The organism is Flavobacterium sp. ZB4R12, assembly GCF_048276375.1.
GTDB lineage: Bacteria > Bacteroidota > Bacteroidia > Flavobacteriales > Flavobacteriaceae > Flavobacterium > Flavobacterium gawalongense.
Map to the genome: position 1 here is coordinate 102,916 of NZ_JBLNKS010000008.1, position 20,138 is coordinate 123,053.

Genomic DNA, 20,138 nt, shown 5'->3' on the forward strand with positions numbered 1-20,138 from the left:
AACTAGCTATTTTCAACAATACTAATCTCCTCCTCACTCAAACCATACAACTCATAAACCATTTTATCAATTTCCTTATCTGTTTTATCAATTTCTTGTTTGAGGGTTTGGGCTTGTTTTTTGTAATCTTCAAAAAGATCCATCCATTCGATTTCGTTTTTTTTGGTAAGTTGATTACCTTCGACTGTTTTAATGGCTTTGTTAAGTTCTTTGATAAAATCTACAAAGGCTAATTCCTGCCAGTTTTTAAGTTTTATTGATAACTTATCAAGTTTGTATTGCCCTGAAAAATAGGCAATAAACTTTTTATTAATTCCTTGTAAATCTTTTTTAAATACTAAAATCGTATCGACTCTTTCTGAAAGGTAATTCAAGGCTTCGTCACTTATTCTATCAGGTAAGGGGAATTCCAGAATGTTATTCACATTCAATTTTGGAAAGGCTTGTCTATTTAGATTAACATTTGTTGTTTTAAAGTAAGTTGAACATACATTTGTTGTAAGTATAGCAAGTATTGGTTTTAAATAATTCAAATACCCATCTTTGGGAGTAAAGTTGAATACATCAGTATTATTAATTATCACTTCCTTTACATATGTTGCATCGATTGTTTTTTTCGAAAAAATTCTATTTACAAGTATCCTTGGAATCGAAAAAATTTCAAATTTCCTCGGTGCAGCTAAATTTTTGCCATACTTAATAAATGAGTTTTCAATTTTTAGATTATAACGCTGAACATTTCCTGATCCAATTAACTGAAAGTATGTTTCATCAATTTTAATATCAGAGTGATATATTCGTTCATCCATCATTTCTCTTGTTTGAGTTGGAGTCCCTTTTCCTTTTTCGTAAGGTTGCATCCCTTTATATCCGTTAACAAAGTCTCCAATTGTTTTTTTGCCTTTAAGATTTAATTTTTTATCAAACGAAAGATTGATATCAGAACTTATATCTTTAAATACCATCAATTCTTCAAAAGCCCATATTCGTCCATCTAAGGCTGTTAACCTTTTTTCGATATTATCTAATGACTTGCTTATTGAAAAAACATGAGTCCTTTTGGGAAACTCATCAGCTTTACCTTTTTTTCCTGTCAAAATCAGAGTATCAACAGTAGCGTCTTCAAATACTCTAAAAACATTCACTATTTCCAAACAATTATTTAAAAGAAATACTAACTCTCTTAATTTTGAATCGTATTTTGTAGACAACCAATAATTAGGAATAATAATAGAATAGATTCCTTTTGGTTTTATAATTTTTATAATTTTCTCTGTAAAGACTGCGTAAGTATTGATTTGATATTCGGCAGTTGAATAATTTTTATAGATATATTCTTTTGTTCCTTCATCTAATGCATGAGATTGCACATAAGGCGGATTTCCAATAATAACATCAAAACCACCATTCGCAAATACCTCCGGAAATTGTTCTTGCCAATTAAATGCTTTATCTCCGGCTATGGTTTTACTCTCAATAAGTGAATTACCACATTTGATGTTGTTGTTTAAGCTCGTTAGCTTACGTTTGGGTTGAGCTGTACGAAGCCATAATGATAATTTCGCAATTTCTATACTCTCTTCGTTTAAATCTACTCCATAGATATTGTGTTCCAAGATTTGGTTTTCGATATCCGGGAAAGCAAAGCCACCGCCAAACAATTGTTTGTTCAGTTCATCTATATAAGCGTGTTCTTTTATTAAGAAATCTAAAGCCTGATTCAAGAAAGCTCCAGAGCCACAAGCAGGATCACAAATAGTTAATTGTAAAAGCCATTCTCGATAGTCTTTGAGTTGTTGCTCCAATTTGATGATGGTTGTTGCTTGGCGGTTCTTTCTACCTTTTGCATACTCCTCATCAACAATACCTAATTCTTGTTTTCTCTCGGTACAAAGTTTACTAATTGTGTTATCGACAATATATTTGGTAATGTATTTTGGTGTGTAGAAAACACCGTCTTTCTTACGTTTTGTTTTTTGCTTGTCGAAATCGGTTCCTTCGATTTCGGCATTGACACTTTCGATTTCGTTTAGTGAGTGTTCAAAAATGTGCCCTAAAATGTTCACATCAACTTGACTTTCGAAATCGTAGGTGGAAAGTTTTTTAGTATGACGGTATAGTAAATCATCATCAATGATAACGGCATCTAATATGGTATCGGGTTGGAACAATCCACCATTATAGGCGAAGATTTCTTCTTTTTTGTCAGAACCTTTTCGACCAGTATCAAGATACCCGAAGTATTGTTTGTATCGGTCATACAATGGCACCACCATATCCAACTCTTCCAAAGCTTTCCATTCTTTGAGAATGGTTGAAATGGAGTTTGGAGCCAATAATCCACGATCTTCTGCAAATAGTATAAAGAGAAAACGGTCAATTAGTTTTTGTGATTTTTTGAAGAGTGTCAGCTTTGAGGTTTTCTCGCTTAACTCCATCAAAATTACATTATTCCTGTTTTGTTTTACCAAATCACGATATAACTCCCGCTTGAATAAAGAATAATCCCCATAGAATTTTTTAGTGATGTTTTCTTCTTCAACAATGGAAGCTTCTTTTATCGTTAAAGGTTTGTTGGAAAGAATATTGTCTTTAGCCAAACAGAGATAGAAGATTTCGAATTCATTTTGGGTCAATGTAAACAGGTTGAATTCCTCATAGTCCACCGCATTATTGATATAGAACCTCAACTTCTCGAAGTTGGATGTAATCACATAAATACATCCTGTTTGATTGGCTTTGTAATCAAAGGCTTGTTGGCGGATGCTTTCAAGGTCTTTGGTATTGGTTCCTTTGAGTTCGATAACGGCGAGTGCATTGCCGTCTTTCAAGATGGCTCCATCGACTTTTTTAGAACCTTTTATATTTTTGAGTTCGGTGGTTAGGTTGAACTTTGGTGTAGGATTTACGGTGTAACCCAATATATCAACGAAAAGTTCGCGTAAAAATCCTTCCTGGAATTGTTCTTCCTTACTGTTTCGGATGTTCTCCTGAATGCTTGGATTGTGGAAATACTTGCTGTACTTTTTATAGGCTTTTAGGACTGAATCTTTATCTTGTTGGCTTAAATATTTTTTGAGAACTGAAGGCTGAAATAATGACATCGGTAACGCTTTTATTAGATTACCAAAGTAGGGATTTTTTTATGAATATCGCTGGGTATATTTGAAGGAGTTTTGAACAGATTTATTGATTGAATTTTATATTATGTATTATAAATATATTTAACTCCCATATCAAATATGAGAGTTGAACAATCCACAATATTAAATTTTAAAGGCATCAATATAGCTTTGTAAATCACACAAATAAATTAAGTCTTCTTCATTATCTGGAATCTGAGCCAAATGTACTAAGTTGAAGTTTTGATTGTAAATCAACACAGGATTTATCGAAATGCGCCCAATGCGACGTAACAGATTGTTTCACTGCGCTCGCAATAACGTTAGCGTTTGTCTTTTATGGTTTTATCGTAAGCTATAAGGTTTATAGTTTACTCACGCCTTGTTTATTGCTTTTTGGTGTTCGTGATTATGCAATTCATTTTCGTTTGTCTGTTGAATGTTTATCATATTCTATCAAATTACATAATTCTTTCAATCGACTTCGTACTCGATTACCATACTGATTTTCGATTTCTTTCGCTAAATCAAAATTAACAATAACGGAATTAAAGGGAACATAAAATTTGAGTAAGGTATGGTTGTATTTGTTTCAATTGTATTCAATATTGTCTAAGCCAAAACCAGTGTTTTTGGCTAATTTTACGCCCCTAAAGAGTTTGGAAATAATAGGGTTTTTTATTGGAAACCGGAATATAAAATCCCAAGGTTCATAACCCTGAAGTTGTTATTCCAACTGTTTTAATTCCTTTTCAATAAAGGCTTGCAATACTTCTTTGCTAGGCAGTTGCAGTAAATATTTAGATACAAACAGTTTTTCGTCCATTCCCGAAAGGGCATATTCCACCAGTTTTGTTCCTTTTTGGGTACATAACAAAATACCTATTGGTGGATTGTCATCGGCCTGTTTTACTTCTTCTCTATAATAGGAAACATAAGTATTGAGCTGTGATAAATGTTCATGCTTAAATTGATCCGCTTTCAGTTCTATTAAAACATGACATTTTAAAATTCGGTGATAAAAAACTAAATCTACAAAATAGTATTCCTCATCTATAAGGATTTTCTTTTGCCGTGCCTCAAAGCAAAAGCCGTTTCCGAGTTCTACAATAAATTCCTGTAAATGGTTTATCAATGCTTGTTCGAGTGTGTTTTCTTCAATTAAATTGTAGCTGCCTAATTTTAGAAAATCAAAAATATAATGGGATTTTATAGAATCTATAGGGCTCGAAGGTTCTATTTTTTGCAACAATTCTTCGAATCCTGCAGCTGTACTTTGAGATAAACCGACTCTTTCAAAAGCAAGTGAATGAATTTGTTTTTTTAATTGTGCAACTGAGGGTTGCGTTTTTAAAATTAACAATTCATAAAACTGTCTTCGTGTTGGGTCTTTTATTTTGATGAGTTCAAGATAATGACTGTATGAAATTGATGTTACGGCTTTAGTATTAAAGTTATTGTGTTTGTTTTGAGTATTTTGTAATTCTGCGGATGGCATCCGCAAAATGTTTAGCTCGTTTAATTGCAATTTTGCGGTTGGCAACCGCAAAATGTTTTCAGCAATTAAATGAGCATATTTTTGATGGATAATACTTGCGTAAAAAGGATAAGTGGTGTAGAATAATCGACATCTGGCTAATTCAGATGCGGCTAACCCTTTTAGATTTATTGTTTTGGCTAATTTTGAAATTAGTTTATCACCATAAGTTGCCCTGTCTTCGCCATTTTGTTCAAATTCTACAATATAAAACCCAACCAGCCAATTACGAACGGTCATAGAAATATTAACTGCTTTTACCGCTTCTTGTTGTAAAACGGCGTGTGTGTGTTGAATGGATTCGGCTAAAGAATCAAAATTTATCATAACATTGTTGTCTTATAGGCTAATAATTTTTTCGTTTATGAATTGGGCAGTTATCGACTGCCTAATGTTTAACTTAGCGTTTGTCTTTTACATTTTTGCCATAAACGAAGCCGCTTATTATAGACTTACTTCTTGTTTTTTTTGTGTTTAGGATTCAATGTCATTAAGTTAAGCCATTGTATCGAGAAGTCTTCGTTACACAGGAGTTCTCGATACTTCGTAGAAATTTTCTATCGCAAATTCCTACACAACTCGAACTGACGAATCTTTAACCTTAATGACATTGCGTTCGACTTGACAACATGGGTTATTTATATTTATCCGTTAAGGGAACGACATTGGTTCTGGATTAAGCCATTTATTTTCGTTTGTCTGTTGAATGCCTATCATACGCTATCAAATTGCATAATTCTCTCAATCTGCTTCTTACACGATTACCATACTGATTTTCGATTTCGGTTGCGGATAGGTTAGTGGTGATATGGGTTTGGATTTTTTTGCCAGTAAATATTTCGTAACGACTTAATAGTATTTCGGCCATTACATTGCATTCGTTTCCGAAATATTTAAGGTTGTTTTCTGTTCCTAAATCATCGAAACAGATGGTTTTGGGTTCGGATTGATAGAGCTTACCCTTGCTATATTTGTGGATGATTTCATAGCCGTCCTGTATGAATTCGAAACTGATGTCGCGGCACGGTTTCACGAAAAATTTGTGCTCGGTAGGAGTGAGGTATTTCATTAAATTTAATAATGATGTTTTTCCACAGCCAACAGGTCCAGATAGCATTACTCCTTTGTTGGGGTTGATGTTGAATTGAAAACAAGTTGCTTCATCTTTGAGAAAATAGGCTATGAGTTTGAAAACAATTGGATGGTCACTTTCTAGGATTTTGAAATGATTTCCGTATAGTTCCACTCCTTTTTTTTCGAGCCAGATTATTACTTCTTCGTAATTGTAGTGGGATTTTATTTCTGTTTCCATTTTTTGAAGTTGCTAAGGTTCTGAGGGACTAAGATGCTGAGGTGAATTGGGGGGGATTACGACTCTACCATCAATTTCATTAAGGATTAAGTGATATTAAAGTTAGTGAAATTACCACCCCGCCTTTCAGGCACCCCTCCAAAGGAGGGGAATTAAAGAGGTTCTGAATAGTCTTTTTTAGTTATTGTATTGAGGTGTTTTGCCCTGTTTGGTCTTTCATTGGTGTTGAATTTATTTGCGTTTAGCATCCAGTTTTGTGCTGCAGCTGTCCAATCGACCATTGGGGTTTTGCCACCAACTAACCAACCATTACTGGAGAAATAATTGAAGAATTTTTGGGCTTCGAGTTCCGGGAAGTTTTGTTGTTGGAAATAGGTTTTGACTTCATCAAAAATTGGGACATTTTTTTCTTTTTCTTTTTTCGCGGAACTTTTTTCTTTTTCTAATTTTTCTTTTTCTAAAATTGAATTGTCATTTTCAAAATTTTGAGAGTGCTCACCCAAGTTTGAAATGTTTAAATTGTTTGTTTTGTTTATATAGTTTATAGAAGGTACTAGCGCTTGTTCAATACCTGTCCCAGTACTTGTTTCTTGCTTGTTCACGACCTGTCCAAGATTTGGTAAAATTTTTTCGCTGTTGCTTACTCTTTTTTGAACTGGCTTTAAGTCTTCTGAAAAATTGAAAAGGATTACCATACTGCCTTTATATGGATTGAATGAGGGTTCATATTTGAGGTATCCTTTTTCGTTTAGTTCTCTCATGCACTTGTGATAGGTTGCTTTGGAACAAATTTTACTAATTCGCATTACCTCATCTCGGGTTATGCTTATTGGATTTTTAAAACGGTTTACATTCCAAAACTGAAATAATGCAATGTATAAACTGATATGAGTAGGGTTGAGGTTCCGATCTTGGACTATGCGGTCAAAGAATCCGGTTAGGTGTTTTATGTAATTCATGAGAAAGTGTTCAGTGTTTAGTTTGATTAACCGCAAGGAGTGCGAAGTTGACGAGATTAGTTCTTCAATTCGGGCGAAGCCCTCGTGTACTCCTTTGTCGGGATTGACATTAATGAAGGAGTCCCTCGACTGCGCTCGGGATGACAATAATGATGATTATTTGAATAGAGTAGGTGTATTACTGACTTTGTTCTTTTCCAGTAATTTATCGATGTCTTGATTTGCATAATAAATAATGCCGCCAATTTTGGTATAGGAAAGTGTTCCGTTTATACGGAGGTTTTGAAGTGTTCCGGGAGAAATGTTGAGTAATTTCCTGACTTCTGTTGATTTTAGCCATTTTTTGGACTGCTCGTTTTTTTCTTTTAGTATTTCTCTAAAATCTTCTAAAAGAGATTTACGGAATTCATAGAGGTCTGCTTTGGTGAGGATTTCGATTGCCATAACTTTCGTTTTATATTGTTATGGTACAAAATTGTTGGTATTGGTTGTTTTTATATCACAAGTGGTTCACAAGTTGTGAAGATTTTTTTTTACAATGGTGTATTTTTCTTTTGTCTTGATACAAAAGAAACAAAAAATCAAGCCTGCAAATGAAAAGCTTGAAAACTACCTCGAAGTTCCGTTCCGCACCCCGAGCCGTTCGTCCTGCGGACTCAACTCGCGGAGTGCTGCCACTTTACTTCTTCGTTGTTTTCTATGCTTTTTATTTAAGGGCGAGGAGAAGTGGAAGTTTAGTTGGATTTTGCTCTATTACTCGACTCGGGGGTCACTCACTGCGGCCAAGGCAAAAATCCTTACCGTGATTTTCCGGTATGGCAACTATAAGGGCGGGTAGAGCAAGGACAAACCTAGGATGTTGTTGACTTCTTAATTTACTGATGAAATAGGTGGGAGAGAGGCCGGTTCGGTTATTGAAGGCTCGTGTAAAGTTTTGGGTGGAACCGAAGCCGGATTCTTCACCCAATGCCTTGTTGGTGTAATTGCGGTATTTGTTTTCGTTTTTGAGTAATTCTATAATATGGTCAATCTTTAAATTGCTGATATAGTCAACGGTTCCTTTGTCACGATAGCGTGCAATAATTTTTGAAGCGTATTTCATATTGGTGTTTAATATTGAAGCCATTTTTGCCAAAGTCATGTCTTTTTCGAGGTATTTTTTATTGCGTTCAAATTTTTCCAGATTTTTTAGAATTGCTGCAATCACTTCGGGATTGATATCGAGTTCGGTTTCTTTACTGGTATTGTTTGAAACCAATGATTGGGTCGTTTCGGGTTTGCGATTCATCAACTGTTCAAATAATCTTTTATTTTTATAGTGTCTGTGCACCAGTACCGCTATGATTACTGTCATTATGGTAATTATAATGCAGACTACAACTGTCCAGTATTGTTCAATGTTTCTTTGAGTTTGAAGTAATTTTTTTGTATCGTATTCTTTGTGTATTTTCCCTGAAAGGTATTTGTAATCCTTAAGCAGCACCTGGTCTACTTCTAAAAGGGCAGTGACATAATATAACTCTAATTCTTTGTCGTTTCGTTGCTGATAATAATCAATTAATATTTCATAGGCTTCCCGTAAATCAGGACGTATATACTTTTGTTTTTGGAAAGCTTCATCTATCTTTTTTAAGTAGGGTAATGCCTTTTCCTGCAACTTTTGAGCCCAGTAGCTTTTACCGATGTAAAAATAGGCCGTCGTTTCGTTTGTAAAGTCTTTATTATCTTTCACAGCAGGCAGTGCCTTTGTCAATTTCTTTATTGCGTCAGTATAATTGTGTTTGAAATACTGGTTTACCCCTTCGGAATGGATGAAGTAGGGCTCCATTTCTAAATTTTTAAAGCGCAGACCCGCGGTCAGCCCCGTCTGATTGATCTGGCTGCACAGCTTATATTTACCTATACGGTTGTAACAAAGCCCTAAAGAGTGAAGTGAATTTAGATAGGCACGGTCATTTTTTTCCTTGAAATAGCTGACACATTCTTGAAATAATGCTGTTGCCTCATCGTAAAATCCAAGGTAATATTTGATCTGAGCAATAACATATTTTACTTTATATATTAGGTAGTGGTTGTTTGTCTTTGAAATGTATTCGTCTGCTATCAGGTAGCTGTCGAGGGCATTCATGTGCTCTTTACGATCGAATTGTACAATCCCTTTTGTCATGTAGCCCGATCCGATTAATTCCATGTCGGCTGTCCGTTTCGCTGCTGTCAGCATACTATCGGCATATATAAGTTGTAGCTTTTTATCGCTCGTATAAATTAAGGCTTTATAGGACTGCGCCATTTGACCGAAGTTTTTCTCGCGTTTTGCTTTAGCTAACCATGATTGTGCATACAGCCTCTCTTTGATACTATCTTTTTCCTCATATCGTATGTTGTTGCTAAAATATTCATAGTCTTTGGCTGAAAGACTGTCCGGAATGACAAAATTATTTTGTTGTGCATAGGCATTATAATACAGGCATACCCATAGTATAAGTAAGTATTTTTTCGTCATATTTCTAAGAGATTGGGGGCTTGCTAATTAGAAAGTACACCATTAATGTGTTTAAGGCTCTATTCTTTGCAAATAAATGTAGCTAAAATAATTGAAAAGATACAGGAATTACCCCAACAAATGGCCTTTCTGTCTTTCTGAGTGTAAGTTACTGGATGGTTGTTGTTTATCTAAAAATGTTCTGTGTTCAATTCGGGAATTGCGTATAGTAGATTCCCGAATTGAGCAGTTGTTGGCTTGCCGGGGAGGAAACGTCCCATTAGTTTTGCCCTGAATTCAAACGGTTTTGTTATGAGTAAAACCAACACCAACACTGTTCATATTACCCCGGGAGAAATGAACTGATGAAAAAAAGTAATCAGTAACATTTAAAACATTAACCAAAATGAAAAAATTCTATCCAGGTCTTAGCACTTTAATTTGCTTGTCCTTTTTGTTTACACTTGATTCCTGTACTACCGATTCTGCTTTTGTATCAGATGATACTTTAGGCAAGGTAGATGCGAAGAATGAGAATCCTTATTATAATTCCAGAAAAGTGGATGCGGTGTCCGCCAATAGTGTGGATCCCTACGCCTCAGGCGAGCGTATCCATAATAAGTTATTTGAGGCTCATCATGCGCCGGATAGTATTACGACTTATTCGACTACAGAAGCAGATAAGATTATTGACCCAGACTGGAAAAAGCTTATAACCCGTTTGGTTACCGAGTAGAGGACTGGACTTCAGTTTTAAGATAGGCAGTTTATACTGAATGTTAAAAGGCTGCTCATTTTTTGAGCAGCCTTTTTTAATTTTCATCTGCTTCTTCCATACGTATTATGAGTTTGTTTTTGAGTGTATTTAGAAATTTTGTCCTCTCGGATTTTCTGTTTCGGATTTCGAGAAAAACTCTGTTGAACTGTCCTAAATCAATATTAAAAGCTGATTCGAAAAATGTTGTGATTTCTTTGAGTCCTGAGACTCCATTATTAAAAACACCTTCTGTATGGAGTGCATAAATCAATTCAATGAGTTCTACTTTTGATCCTGTCCATTTCGGCCCTTTGAGGAATTGGGAAGGTGATTGTGTTTTTATTGTCTTTCTGCCTAATTTTTCGATTTGTTCTTCCAGAAAAACTTTTATCTCATCGTTGGCTAGTATGCGAGCCACTTTATGGTCATGGGAGGTTGCGAAGCGATGGTCTAACTGGAAATAAAAACTGTCCACCATTAGTTTAAGATCATATTTTGCCCGTATAAAATATTTATTATCAAGGTAGTTGTTAGCGGTGCGATAGTAGCGGTAAAACTCCTGGTTCTTCTCGAAAAAGACTTTTAATTTATTGAGTTCTGCTTTATAATATTTGCCTATTGTTTTTTGAGAACCCAATGGCTTGTTGGTTTCAATAGTATAGATTTCGTTATAGTAAATCAATTTGCTAGCAAACTTTGGCTTGATGTCCCGGAAGAATTCTATTTCCTCTGTTTTGTTTAGCCTTTTATATTTTATGAAAAAGGTTTTTAGTCTCTCTAAGACAGCAACGCTGCTCCTTATTGCCTGCTCTGCCGAATGCACCGGATTTTCTGTTTCCAGATGGATCAATTTTAATTGATGTTCTAATTCGGACATCAACGATTCAGCAAACAATTTCATTAGGGCTGTTTTAGATTTACAATTTGACTGATTCAGTAATTGAACCGGTAGGCAAATCTATTTGATGGTTGCTTGGGTTGCAAATGGTGTGGTGTTCGATTCCCGAATTGAATAGTGAAATTCCTGAATTGCATAGTAGTTTTAGAATATTGAATATGAAAAGACCAGACAGCCGCTGATCATAATCATTACAACCTCTGTAACTTACCAATTGGGTTCTTATTGAAACCGTAAGTAAAATGTTGGGGCATAAAAACATAAGAACTACTCAATATTATACTAAAGTTTTAGATAAAAAAGTGAGTGAGGATATGGAATTATTAAAATCTAAGTTGGGGAATTTTAAACAAAGAGAGAAGTGTCTCAAATGATATTTTATCATGTAATAAAAAATAATTCATATCACTCAATAATCCCAAAATAAAAAAAATACTATGTAGTTAAAATTCTGTAATTCAGTAGTATGTTGAGATAATTTAATAAAAATAACTAATCATATAACTTTGGCAAAAAAAATATTTTTTTGCCAAAGTTATATGATTCATAAAATTTGATTACTTTCACATAACAAAAGGATTAAACTTGAATAAAACATTCGAAAATAAAATCAAATATTATTTTGAAAGTAACATAAAGCTTTCAAAACAAGAACTCATTTTGGCTATCAAAAAAGATTTTCCGAATTGGTCTGGAAACACTATAAATATGTACCTGTCAAAACTAAAAAAAGAAGGTATAATTAACAATTCTTCAAGAGGTGTCTACGAGTTAGGAAGAAGTGAAAAGTTTAAACCAACAATCAATCCGTTACTAAAAAAAATATATACTAAAATACACAAAGAATATCCGTTTGTAAATTGCTGCATCTGGAGCACATCTTGGCTTAATGATTTAATGCGTCACCAACCTTTTAAACAGTACACCGTCATTGAAGTAGAAAAAGAAGCAACCGAACAGATTTTCAATAACCTCAATGATAATTTTAAAAACGTTTTCCTTAATCCGGATAGTGAAATCTTTGACCGATACATAAGTTCAGTAGATGAAGTAATAATAGTCAAAAATTTGATTTCAGAAGCTCCGCTTGAAAAAATTGATAAAATTAGCATCCCTACTTTAGAAAAATTATTAGTCGATATGTTGATTGACGAGCAACTTTTCGCGGCACAACAAGGGGAAATTGAGTTCATCCTTAAAACAGCATTCGGCAAATACCCGATAAACAAACTAAAAATGAAACGATACGCTGTGAGAAGAAATCGGGAGATAGAATTAGAAAAAATAATAAATATAAGTTTGGCAAAATAATTATTTTTTTGCCAATAATATACAAATAATGATACACGGAGAAACCTATACAATAGAATGGATTACTAGCTTACGTAACAAGCTGGGCAGACGCATAGACCCAAAACTAATCGAGAAGGTAATCTACGCATTAACCTTTTTGGAACAACTCCGTTTACACAACTTAAATTTTATTTTCAAAGGCGGAACGGCTTTATTATTAGCAACTGAAGTACCCAAAAGATTTTCCATAGATATTGACATCATAACCGAACATTCAGAAGAAGAAATAATAGCCATTCTCGATAAAATAAGCCAACTGCATATATTCACACATTGGGAAGACGATAATGATAGAAAGCATACACCAGATGCTCCAATAGGGCATTTCAAAATGTATTACAAAAGTAATGTTGACGGAAATATAGAACCAATTCTTCTCGATATACTCTATACACCTAATCCCTACCCAGAAGTTATGGAACTTCCAATAAAACACCAATGGCTAGCAACGTCAGGTAAAGACACGTTTATAATAATGCCAACATTCGATGCCATTTTGGGAGACAAATTAACGGCATTTGCACCCAAAACAACAGGAATACTATACAGCAAAAATCGACCAGTAGAAATTATAAAACAATTGTATGATATTGCATTTTTATTTGATAACATGCAAAACTTAAAAATTGTAAAAGCCAGTTTCAACAAGGTAGTAGCGGAAGAAATTGGTTTCAGAAAATTGCAAATAAGCCCGGAACAAGTGTTAGAAGACACGCAACTGGCTTGTTATATATTAGCAGAACGTGATACAAAATCCGAAGAATTCAATCATTTACAACTCGGTATACGGAATTTTACCAATTTCACCATTTCAAAATTTTCAATAGACGAAGCAATTATAGCTGCTGCAAAAGTCGCTTACCTAACAAGATTGTTACAATCCGAAAAGCTTGAAAAAGCAAAACGATTTAATAATCCACTCGAAATAAAAGATTGGCTAATAGAAGACCCACAATACAACAAATTAAATAAATTAAAGAAGAACAATCCGGAAGCTTTCTACTATTGGTATAAAAGTATGAGTTAATCCACCCAAATTGATAAGTATTCCGTACAGGTAGACGATAGAGAAAGACCTCTCAACATCTTTCATTTCTTTCGTCTAGTTGACCAACTATCGTTTTTAAACCAGTTCTTTTTATGTTCGTAGATTTTGCCCCGGATGTAGGCCCCGGCAATTATAACTGGTATTACAATTAGAATTTCATACCACCGCATTGTGATTATAGATTTGATTAAGACCTCAAACCTATAATTTTATAATAGCAGCAGCAAACAGTATAGTGTGTGATTCTGGAATTGAATACTTAAATTTGAGTGATAAAAGATATTTATCCTATGGATTAAAGATCCGTGCTCTGGTATTTTATGAAAAAATTACTCTTAAATTTTGTGAGGTTTACGTTTTTCATTGACAGTTACGGAATGTAATTACGCCATTAGGTTTGGGATAACTGGTAATTGTTCGAGGTCGGGAGACCTCGAATAGCATGGGGTGGTCTCCTATTTTTTTTTAAGTATTTTTTTCATTATGTTGTTTCACTGTTTCTGCAATTTTCGCTATCTCTTTAAATTTATTTACAATTTCATCAAGTTTAAATTTAGGAAATTGGGATTTAATAAAGTCTATTTTTTCTTCATTACCGCAATTTCCTGGACAGGCATCAGCCGCTTCAACAATTTTGATAGCAAGCGCTTTTCTATAAACTTCATCGAGCATAAGATTATATGCTTTGTCAAGACCATTATTAACGGATTTAAATTGTATGATGATCTTTTCTAAATCCTCTTCATTGTCTAACATTTTAATAAGTCCTTCTGTCTGACCTTTTATGGTCGACAAACGTGTTTTAATGTCTTGTGTCAAATCTTTTGGTAGCATAATAATTCAATTAAATACATTCCAGACTCTTATTTGAGAATATGGAATGTATTGTTAAACAAATGTAGCGGCTTTTGTTAAATTGTCTGTCCAATACCAGCAGCAGCTAACGCTTCTTTACTTACCTCATTGCCTTTGCAGCAGGACAATAATTCTCCATTTACAGCTACGGCAGGCAATGAAGTAATATTATATTTCTTCATCTTGTCAATGCACTCCTTTGTGTCGCATTGCTCTGCAAGGTTATAAATGGTTACTTCACAAGAACTACAAGCCATTTCCTTTACGAGTTTTACTACAGGTTCACATACCGGACAACCGGCTGTAAATACTTCAATTTGTCTTTTCATTGTATTACGTTTTTAATGATTAAAATTAATTACGCTACAAAGATCTATCTGGGCATGGGGGGGTCTCCAAATTTTTTTCAAATTATTTTTTCAGTCTTTTTTGAGGCGTTGGCAAAATTCAGGCTCTTTTGGTTTTGGTGTCGGCTATGAGTGTCTGGAAAACCAAATGTGCCTGAATGCGAGTCGGCTTTCTACAATGAGGCATAACGAGCCCCCGCGTAGCGGGGGCTCGATGGAAAAAATCGTCCCGTAGGGCGATTTTTTCCATCTTATTTATATACTCAGTTTTTAGATTAAAAACTGAGTATATCTGTTTATTTTTGTTCTATACACTCAACTCTGGCTGAGTTCTATACTCCAAGTCTACAAAACCATTTCTACTATTCTTCATGGTCTTTCTCATTACCTTAAAGATAATAATCTTATGCAAAAAAAGAGACCTCTCAGCATCTTTTATTTTATCTCTAACCGAAATTATTTATTTCTTCCCTTATCCTTCCAGCCAACATCATACTTTATTGAGGAACTTTTAAAAGAGCAATAAATTGTAATCATAGGGATTACAGTTTTCAATTACAATTTATTAGGGTATGATTCATAATATGTTTTTTTGTTTAGGTTTCATACCTTCCCCACCAACTGCAAAATAAAATCACCCATCGCCACATTGATTTTCTCTAATGCTTCTTCAACAGTAAACCATGCTGCTTTGTCAATTTCCGGAAAACTTTTTAATGTTCCAGACTTTGGTGGCCATTCGATTTCAAAAGTATTGCTTTCTACAGCATCTGCATCAATATCCTTTTCCAATGCCCAAGCATAAACTACTTTGCCAGATTTTAATTTTACAGGAACAAGCTCGATAAAATCTCCATCTAATCGAGTTCCTGTTTCTTCCTCAAATTCACGTATGGCAGCGTCAAACGCATTTTCTTCATCACTAAATTCTCCCTTTGGTATTGACCAATGTCCTGCATCCTTGTTTTTCCAGAATGGACCACCTGGATGCACAAGCAGAACGAACAATTGCTTATTGACTCTTTTATATAAAAGTATACCAGCACTTTTCTTTAATTTCATTTTTTAAATCTTCCGTTATCAAACATTTTTTGTATTTTCATCTTCATTTCTCAATTCTGCTTTAATTAATGGTTTATGCCATTCCCATAAATCTTCGAGTGTTTTAAAATCTTGTGGAACAGGATTAGATGCTCTAAATGCTTCATTTGGACTTAAAGGTTGATAATGACTAAAATAACTTTCGCTTGTTCTTCTTGGATTATATGCTAAAGATGAACCAAAGTAATTATCTGTAATATCATAATGATGAGAATGTATAAATCCATTCCATCGCTGTCTAAGTTCATTTTCAGGTGAAATGTCAATTATCTCAAATTGTTCCATTTCTCTTTCTTCCGGTGTTCCCCATGCTGTATTTAATAGTGATACTGCTTCAACATCAGAAACTGGCGCTCCATAACCAAAAATCGTAGCCCTAACAGTTCCACTTTCTTTATTTAAGCGTGTTTTTAAAATATCCCATCCGATACTTATAAATTCATCATCATTATAATTTTTCTGTTCGACAGGATATAGAAGTTTTGTAGGTTCAAAATATCCCCCATCTTTTCTCATATACATTCCTGCAGGACCAGTTCTTTGGTCTTCTTTATTGTAACCAATCGCAACGTTTCCGTGTAGAAAAATTATTAGAGGTAAATCTTTTGTGAATTTTGAATTTCTATTCCAAGCTTCATATAGAAACGGATCCCAATTAAAAGTTGCAATCAAATCTTTGCTGCGTAGAGATAAAACTAAATAATCATATATAGTAGGTTCGTCAGGTAATTTCATATCGCCAAAATATTGAGATATTCGACTTTCAATTTCCTGAATTAATTCAGAACTCGGATTATCTGTATGAAGATTTCCATAAAGTTTTTCAAAATTTTTTGCTCGTAATTCTTGAGGAATTTTTTCTATAATATCTTCTAGTCCTAAAACTTGTGAAAAATTATCCATCGATGGTAATTGTTTTCCATTGGCTTCTTCATTTCTGCGAGTTGAAGCAATACTTGCACCTGCGCCTAAAATCACAACGTGTCCACCGCCACCAAAAACTTGACTTATTCCTTCTTCTATTGTCATGCCAGTCATATTTTCGGGATATTAAATGAGTGATAACTTTATGGTGCTTTACATAGGAAGGCCTGTTATATCCAGTTTACATATAGAACTGTGATACAACTCCGTCAACTAAATCATCAAAAGTTATAATTTCAACATCTTTGTAATCATCAATAATTTCTTTCCAGACATCACTAGGAAAATCCCATCTTCTACCAGCTACCAAAATCCGCTTTGGATGTCTAACATTTATTTTATGATTTTCTAATGTCCATTTTCTATTATTTGGATCTTCGAAATATTCTTTATAGACTCTTGACTGTGCTATATAAGAATTAATTTCGGCTGAGAAACTTTCTCGATTAGTTTTACCAACAACTGATTTTGATTTTAAGTTGGGTAATTTGAATTCTAATATGTCTGCGAATCCATTAGGTTTCACGATAAGAAAATCTGGTATAATGGCATTTCTAATTTCTGATTGCCACTCACAGATAACTTGAGGATGTATCTCTTTTGCAAAAAATCCCATCGTCAAAATAAATTGATTTCTTGAATCTTCTAGAAAATTTGTTAGTTGGGGCTCAGTTGTATTTTTATTGCTAATTAACTCTAGAAATCTATTTAATTGAGGTAGTTTATAGAATTTATAATCATCCTTAGGTGGCAGTGGGTAAATATAATGTGCATCATGCTCAATCAAACTAGAAAGTTCAGTAAGGGTAACATTTACGATTTGATAATCTTCTGCTTCAGTCTCTATTTTAAGAGGTAAAAAATCAAGCCATTTAATATGTCTAGTTTTTAATCCATTATCATCAGCATCGAAAAAACGACCGTTTATTATTCTAGAAAATTGACCGATCGTAGGTTTATAACTCGGAGAATTAATACTCAAAATCGCATCTTGTGCATTCCAATTCCAGCCAAGTTCTAGTAGTTTGTCCATTCCTCGATTAGTAGGCAAAACCCAGTCGTCAATATATGGTAATAATGGCATAGTTATATTTCCTAATGTGCTTTGAAACTTAAAACCTACGATGTCTTCGAATAAATTTGTTTCGGCTTCAGTGTAATCATAGTGAGTAACTTTCACGTTACGATTTTTGGGCAAACCTTTTAAAGTTTCATTTCCAAAATATTCAATTGCCAAATGTGTTTTTCCAATATAAAGAACAATTTGTTCCTGTTGCAATAAAAATGCTGTGAAAGTTTTGGCTAATTCTGGATTTTTCTCAATATAATTATTTAAAGGTTGCCAATATTTGTCACTGATAGCATTCATCAATTCTAAGATGAGCTTATTATCTTCCAGAGGTTCAATTTTTGCAGTTTGTTTCTTCATAAATTCGCTATAACGTTCTCACCCTTTGCGGTGTTTGGGGATCATGAAACGAGTATTTTCTGTTTTACGTGAACGTTCTTGATTACGGTAATACACTAAAACCCCACTATATCAAAACCGCCTTGTTAGCTGCTGGCTTTTATTTTTATATTTTAATTTCCTTATCAGGTTTTAAATTTGGTTTATAATCATCAGCTGTATATTTATCCCAAAATTGATGTCCGCCAAATGTATATTCATCTTTATTCAAATAATCAAATTTAGGTAGATGTTCCGTTGTAAAATTAACAGATTCAGAACCATGACCTGTACAAATATACTTTTCTATATAATCATAAACTTTAATTCCTGGATCGGAAGGACCAGGTAAAACAATAGCGAATCTTCTTGATTTACTATTAGTTTTCAAAGAAAATACTATTAAAAAACTTCTCAATTCTTTTGGTAATGTTATAATGTTAATCCCTTCCATTTCTTTGGGAAAATCATAATTTATCCAAAATGGTTTTGGTAATATACTTTTATCAGGATTTAAAATTTGTTCACGGACTTTATACAAACCGGCATTTATTAAAAAGCCATTTCCTAAAGTAGAAAATGCTATTAAATAAGCGATTCTCAAAAGAGCTATTTCAGATCTTCTTTCGTCAGCTTTTAAGCGTTGTTTTGGTTGTATGTTAAAAGAAGGTGATCTTGATTCATCGACTAATTCTCTATTAAGAAGAAATAAAGGATTATAAATAGTTTTAGGTGGAAATAAATCAGCCATAAAACTATCTGCATCTTTTGGATTTGAATGTTTTGGTTGAAAATTTAGGATTGCTTTACCATTTTTATCAAATTCAAAAACACCATTCATCTTAAAACCATTTATTTCGTATGTAGCTGCAGTTTTTGAGTTTGGTAAAAATGCCTTGGAATCTATGTCTAAAAGACGATTCAAAAGATGTATGTCTAATTCTTTGCCACTTTCATTGTTACACTTTTTACAAGTTAACGCTTGTGGATGTCCTCCCAAAGTTTTAGGAGGAATATCTTCTAATGTTAAGTGATTTTCTAAAGTAATATCTAAATCTTTTTCAAAGAAAACCTCAAAACATAATGGACAAATGTATCCATTCATGAAATCTGGTCTGAAAGAAATAGATGGATTTTCTTTTACCCATTCTAAATTTTGAGAAAAGAGATTGAAAATAATTTTTCTTATTTCGTTAGTTTTAATCAATATTTATTTAATTTTCAGTCTTAATTGTTGGTGAAAATAATATTCCACAGCATTTTTTAGTTTTGCTACGTTTCGCTTGCGGCTGACTTGCAAATACCAGCCATAAAATGCCACAATCCCCCCAGAGTAAGTTCGCTTTGTGCCAAATTGTAACTTTGTATTGAATTGTGCCAAACTTGCAAAATAGTTTTAATTAGGGATTATGGGTTAGTGCAAAAAAAAAGATACTCCAGCATCTTTTTCCTACATATTTTAAAATTAACAATTATGCTAAACCTCTTTTGAATGCAAGAACTTCAGAATCTTTTATAGTATCATATATATGTGCAAAATCACTAAGTGAATAACCCATAGCTTCTAAAATCAAAATTAACGTTGAAGAATTTGGAGAAGATTTTGCGTTAAAAGTATCGGAAACGGTAGCTTTACGGATATCGGCAGCTATAGCGATATCATTATAGCTTTGAGCTCCAGCATCTTTACCATTGCTTTGCAAAAGCCTGTGTAGACTTGTAGCAATCTTCACTTTTATATGTTCTTCTAAATCTTTTTTCACAAATGCAATTAACAATAACTTAAATAAAATATCGGTACGCTTTGGAGTACCGATATTTTTTAATATATTTGGCTCTAGTACTAACAAAGTAGTACTCATTTTATTAAATTTGCGATTCTTCATATAAAAATATTTGAAGCATTCGCTTTGAATCTCGTACTAGAAAATTGGCCTTTTCAAATTACCACGAGATGATAAGTAAGATGCTCACGTCCCATGGCGTGGGCTCACTT

General features: G+C 33.7%; 17 protein-coding genes and 1 pseudogene. 3 read left to right on the forward strand and 15 right to left on the reverse strand.

Annotated features, from left to right (window positions below):
- Positions 1–2: 2 nt before the first annotated feature.
- From ACNO7W_RS07605 to ACNO7W_RS07635, 7 genes and pseudogenes are all read right to left on the reverse strand, one after another.
- Complete coding sequence (locus ACNO7W_RS07605) at positions 3–3,104, reverse strand: Eco57I restriction-modification methylase domain-containing protein (RefSeq protein WP_417937643.1); 3,102 nt, start codon at positions 3,102–3,104, stop codon at positions 3–5.
- Between the two features lie 436 nt (positions 3,105–3,540).
- Positions 3,541–3,645 (reverse strand): annotated as a pseudogene (locus ACNO7W_RS07610) (ATPase); the annotation flags it as partial.
- 204 nt (positions 3,646–3,849) lie between these two features.
- Positions 3,850–4,986, reverse strand: a complete 1,137-nt coding sequence (locus ACNO7W_RS07615; RefSeq protein ID WP_417937644.1) for a PDDEXK nuclease domain-containing protein — start codon at positions 4,984–4,986, stop codon at positions 3,850–3,852.
- Positions 4,987–5,344: 358 nt separating this feature from the next.
- Entirely contained in the window at positions 5,345–5,971 is a 627-nt protein-coding gene (locus tag ACNO7W_RS07620; RefSeq protein WP_417937645.1) for an ATPase, read from the reverse strand.
- Positions 5,972–6,123: 152 nt separating this feature from the next.
- The gene (locus ACNO7W_RS07625; RefSeq protein WP_417937646.1) at positions 6,124–6,930 is read right to left on the reverse strand and encodes a transcriptional regulator; all 807 of its coding nucleotides are present in this window, start codon (positions 6,928–6,930) and stop codon (positions 6,124–6,126) included.
- 156 nt (positions 6,931–7,086) lie between these two features.
- The gene (locus tag ACNO7W_RS07630; RefSeq protein ID WP_417937647.1) at positions 7,087–7,374 is read right to left on the reverse strand and encodes a helix-turn-helix domain-containing protein; all 288 of its coding nucleotides are present in this window, start codon (positions 7,372–7,374) and stop codon (positions 7,087–7,089) included.
- Positions 7,375–7,699: 325 nt separating this feature from the next.
- Entirely contained in the window at positions 7,700–9,433 is a 1,734-nt protein-coding gene (locus tag ACNO7W_RS07635; protein ID WP_417937648.1) for an AraC family transcriptional regulator, read from the reverse strand.
- Between the two features lie 424 nt (positions 9,434–9,857).
- Here ACNO7W_RS07635 and ACNO7W_RS07640 point away from each other — a divergent pair, with 424 nt between their 5' ends.
- The gene (locus ACNO7W_RS07640) at positions 9,858–10,148 is read left to right on the forward strand and encodes a hypothetical protein (protein ID WP_417937649.1); all 291 of its coding nucleotides are present in this window, start codon (positions 9,858–9,860) and stop codon (positions 10,146–10,148) included.
- Positions 10,149–10,224: 76 nt separating this feature from the next.
- Here ACNO7W_RS07640 and ACNO7W_RS07645 read toward each other — a convergent pair whose 3' ends face one another.
- The gene (locus ACNO7W_RS07645; RefSeq protein ID WP_417937650.1) at positions 10,225–11,070 is read right to left on the reverse strand and encodes an RteC domain-containing protein; all 846 of its coding nucleotides are present in this window, start codon (positions 11,068–11,070) and stop codon (positions 10,225–10,227) included.
- A 582-nt stretch (positions 11,071–11,652) separates the two neighbouring features.
- On the opposite strand from ACNO7W_RS07645, the gene ACNO7W_RS07650 reads away from it, so the two are divergent.
- Together ACNO7W_RS07650 and ACNO7W_RS07655 are read left to right on the forward strand one after the other, a co-directional pair.
- Complete coding sequence (locus tag ACNO7W_RS07650; protein ID WP_417937651.1) at positions 11,653–12,378, forward strand: DUF6577 family protein; 726 nt, start codon at positions 11,653–11,655, stop codon at positions 12,376–12,378.
- 28 nt (positions 12,379–12,406) lie between these two features.
- Positions 12,407–13,447 (forward strand): nucleotidyl transferase AbiEii/AbiGii toxin family protein, encoded by a 1,041-nt coding sequence (locus ACNO7W_RS07655; RefSeq protein ID WP_417937652.1) that lies wholly within the window; start codon positions 12,407–12,409, stop codon positions 13,445–13,447.
- 486 nt (positions 13,448–13,933) lie between these two features.
- On the opposite strand, the gene ACNO7W_RS07660 is transcribed toward ACNO7W_RS07655, so the two are convergent.
- The 7 genes from ACNO7W_RS07660 to ACNO7W_RS07690 all read right to left on the reverse strand — a co-directional run bounded on the left by ACNO7W_RS07660 (position 13,934) and on the right by ACNO7W_RS07690 (position 20,028).
- Positions 13,934–14,302, reverse strand: coding sequence for a metal-sensitive transcriptional regulator (locus ACNO7W_RS07660; RefSeq protein ID WP_417937653.1), 369 nt, complete (start codon positions 14,300–14,302; stop codon positions 13,934–13,936).
- 77 nt (positions 14,303–14,379) lie between these two features.
- Positions 14,380–14,652 carry a thioredoxin family protein gene (locus ACNO7W_RS07665; RefSeq protein WP_417937654.1) on the reverse strand — a complete coding sequence of 91 codons (273 nt, stop codon included), beginning with the start codon at positions 14,650–14,652 and terminating at the stop codon, positions 14,380–14,382.
- Positions 14,653–15,273: 621 nt separating this feature from the next.
- Positions 15,274–15,732 (reverse strand): NUDIX domain-containing protein, encoded by a 459-nt coding sequence (locus ACNO7W_RS07670; RefSeq protein ID WP_417937655.1) that lies wholly within the window; start codon positions 15,730–15,732, stop codon positions 15,274–15,276.
- Positions 15,733–15,750: 18 nt separating this feature from the next.
- A complete protein-coding gene (locus ACNO7W_RS07675; RefSeq protein ID WP_417937656.1) occupies positions 15,751–16,800 on the reverse strand; it encodes a hypothetical protein in 1,050 nt (349 codons plus the stop codon).
- 76 nt (positions 16,801–16,876) lie between these two features.
- Complete coding sequence (locus ACNO7W_RS07680) at positions 16,877–18,124, reverse strand: Shedu anti-phage system protein SduA domain-containing protein (protein ID WP_417937657.1); 1,248 nt, start codon at positions 18,122–18,124, stop codon at positions 16,877–16,879.
- A gap of 145 nt (positions 18,125–18,269) precedes the next feature.
- Positions 18,270–19,349 (reverse strand): hypothetical protein, encoded by a 1,080-nt coding sequence (locus ACNO7W_RS07685; RefSeq protein WP_417937658.1) that lies wholly within the window; start codon positions 19,347–19,349, stop codon positions 18,270–18,272.
- Positions 19,350–19,614: 265 nt separating this feature from the next.
- Entirely contained in the window at positions 19,615–20,028 is a 414-nt protein-coding gene (locus ACNO7W_RS07690) for a hypothetical protein (protein WP_417937659.1), read from the reverse strand.
- Between the last annotated feature and the right edge of the window lie 110 nt (positions 20,029–20,138).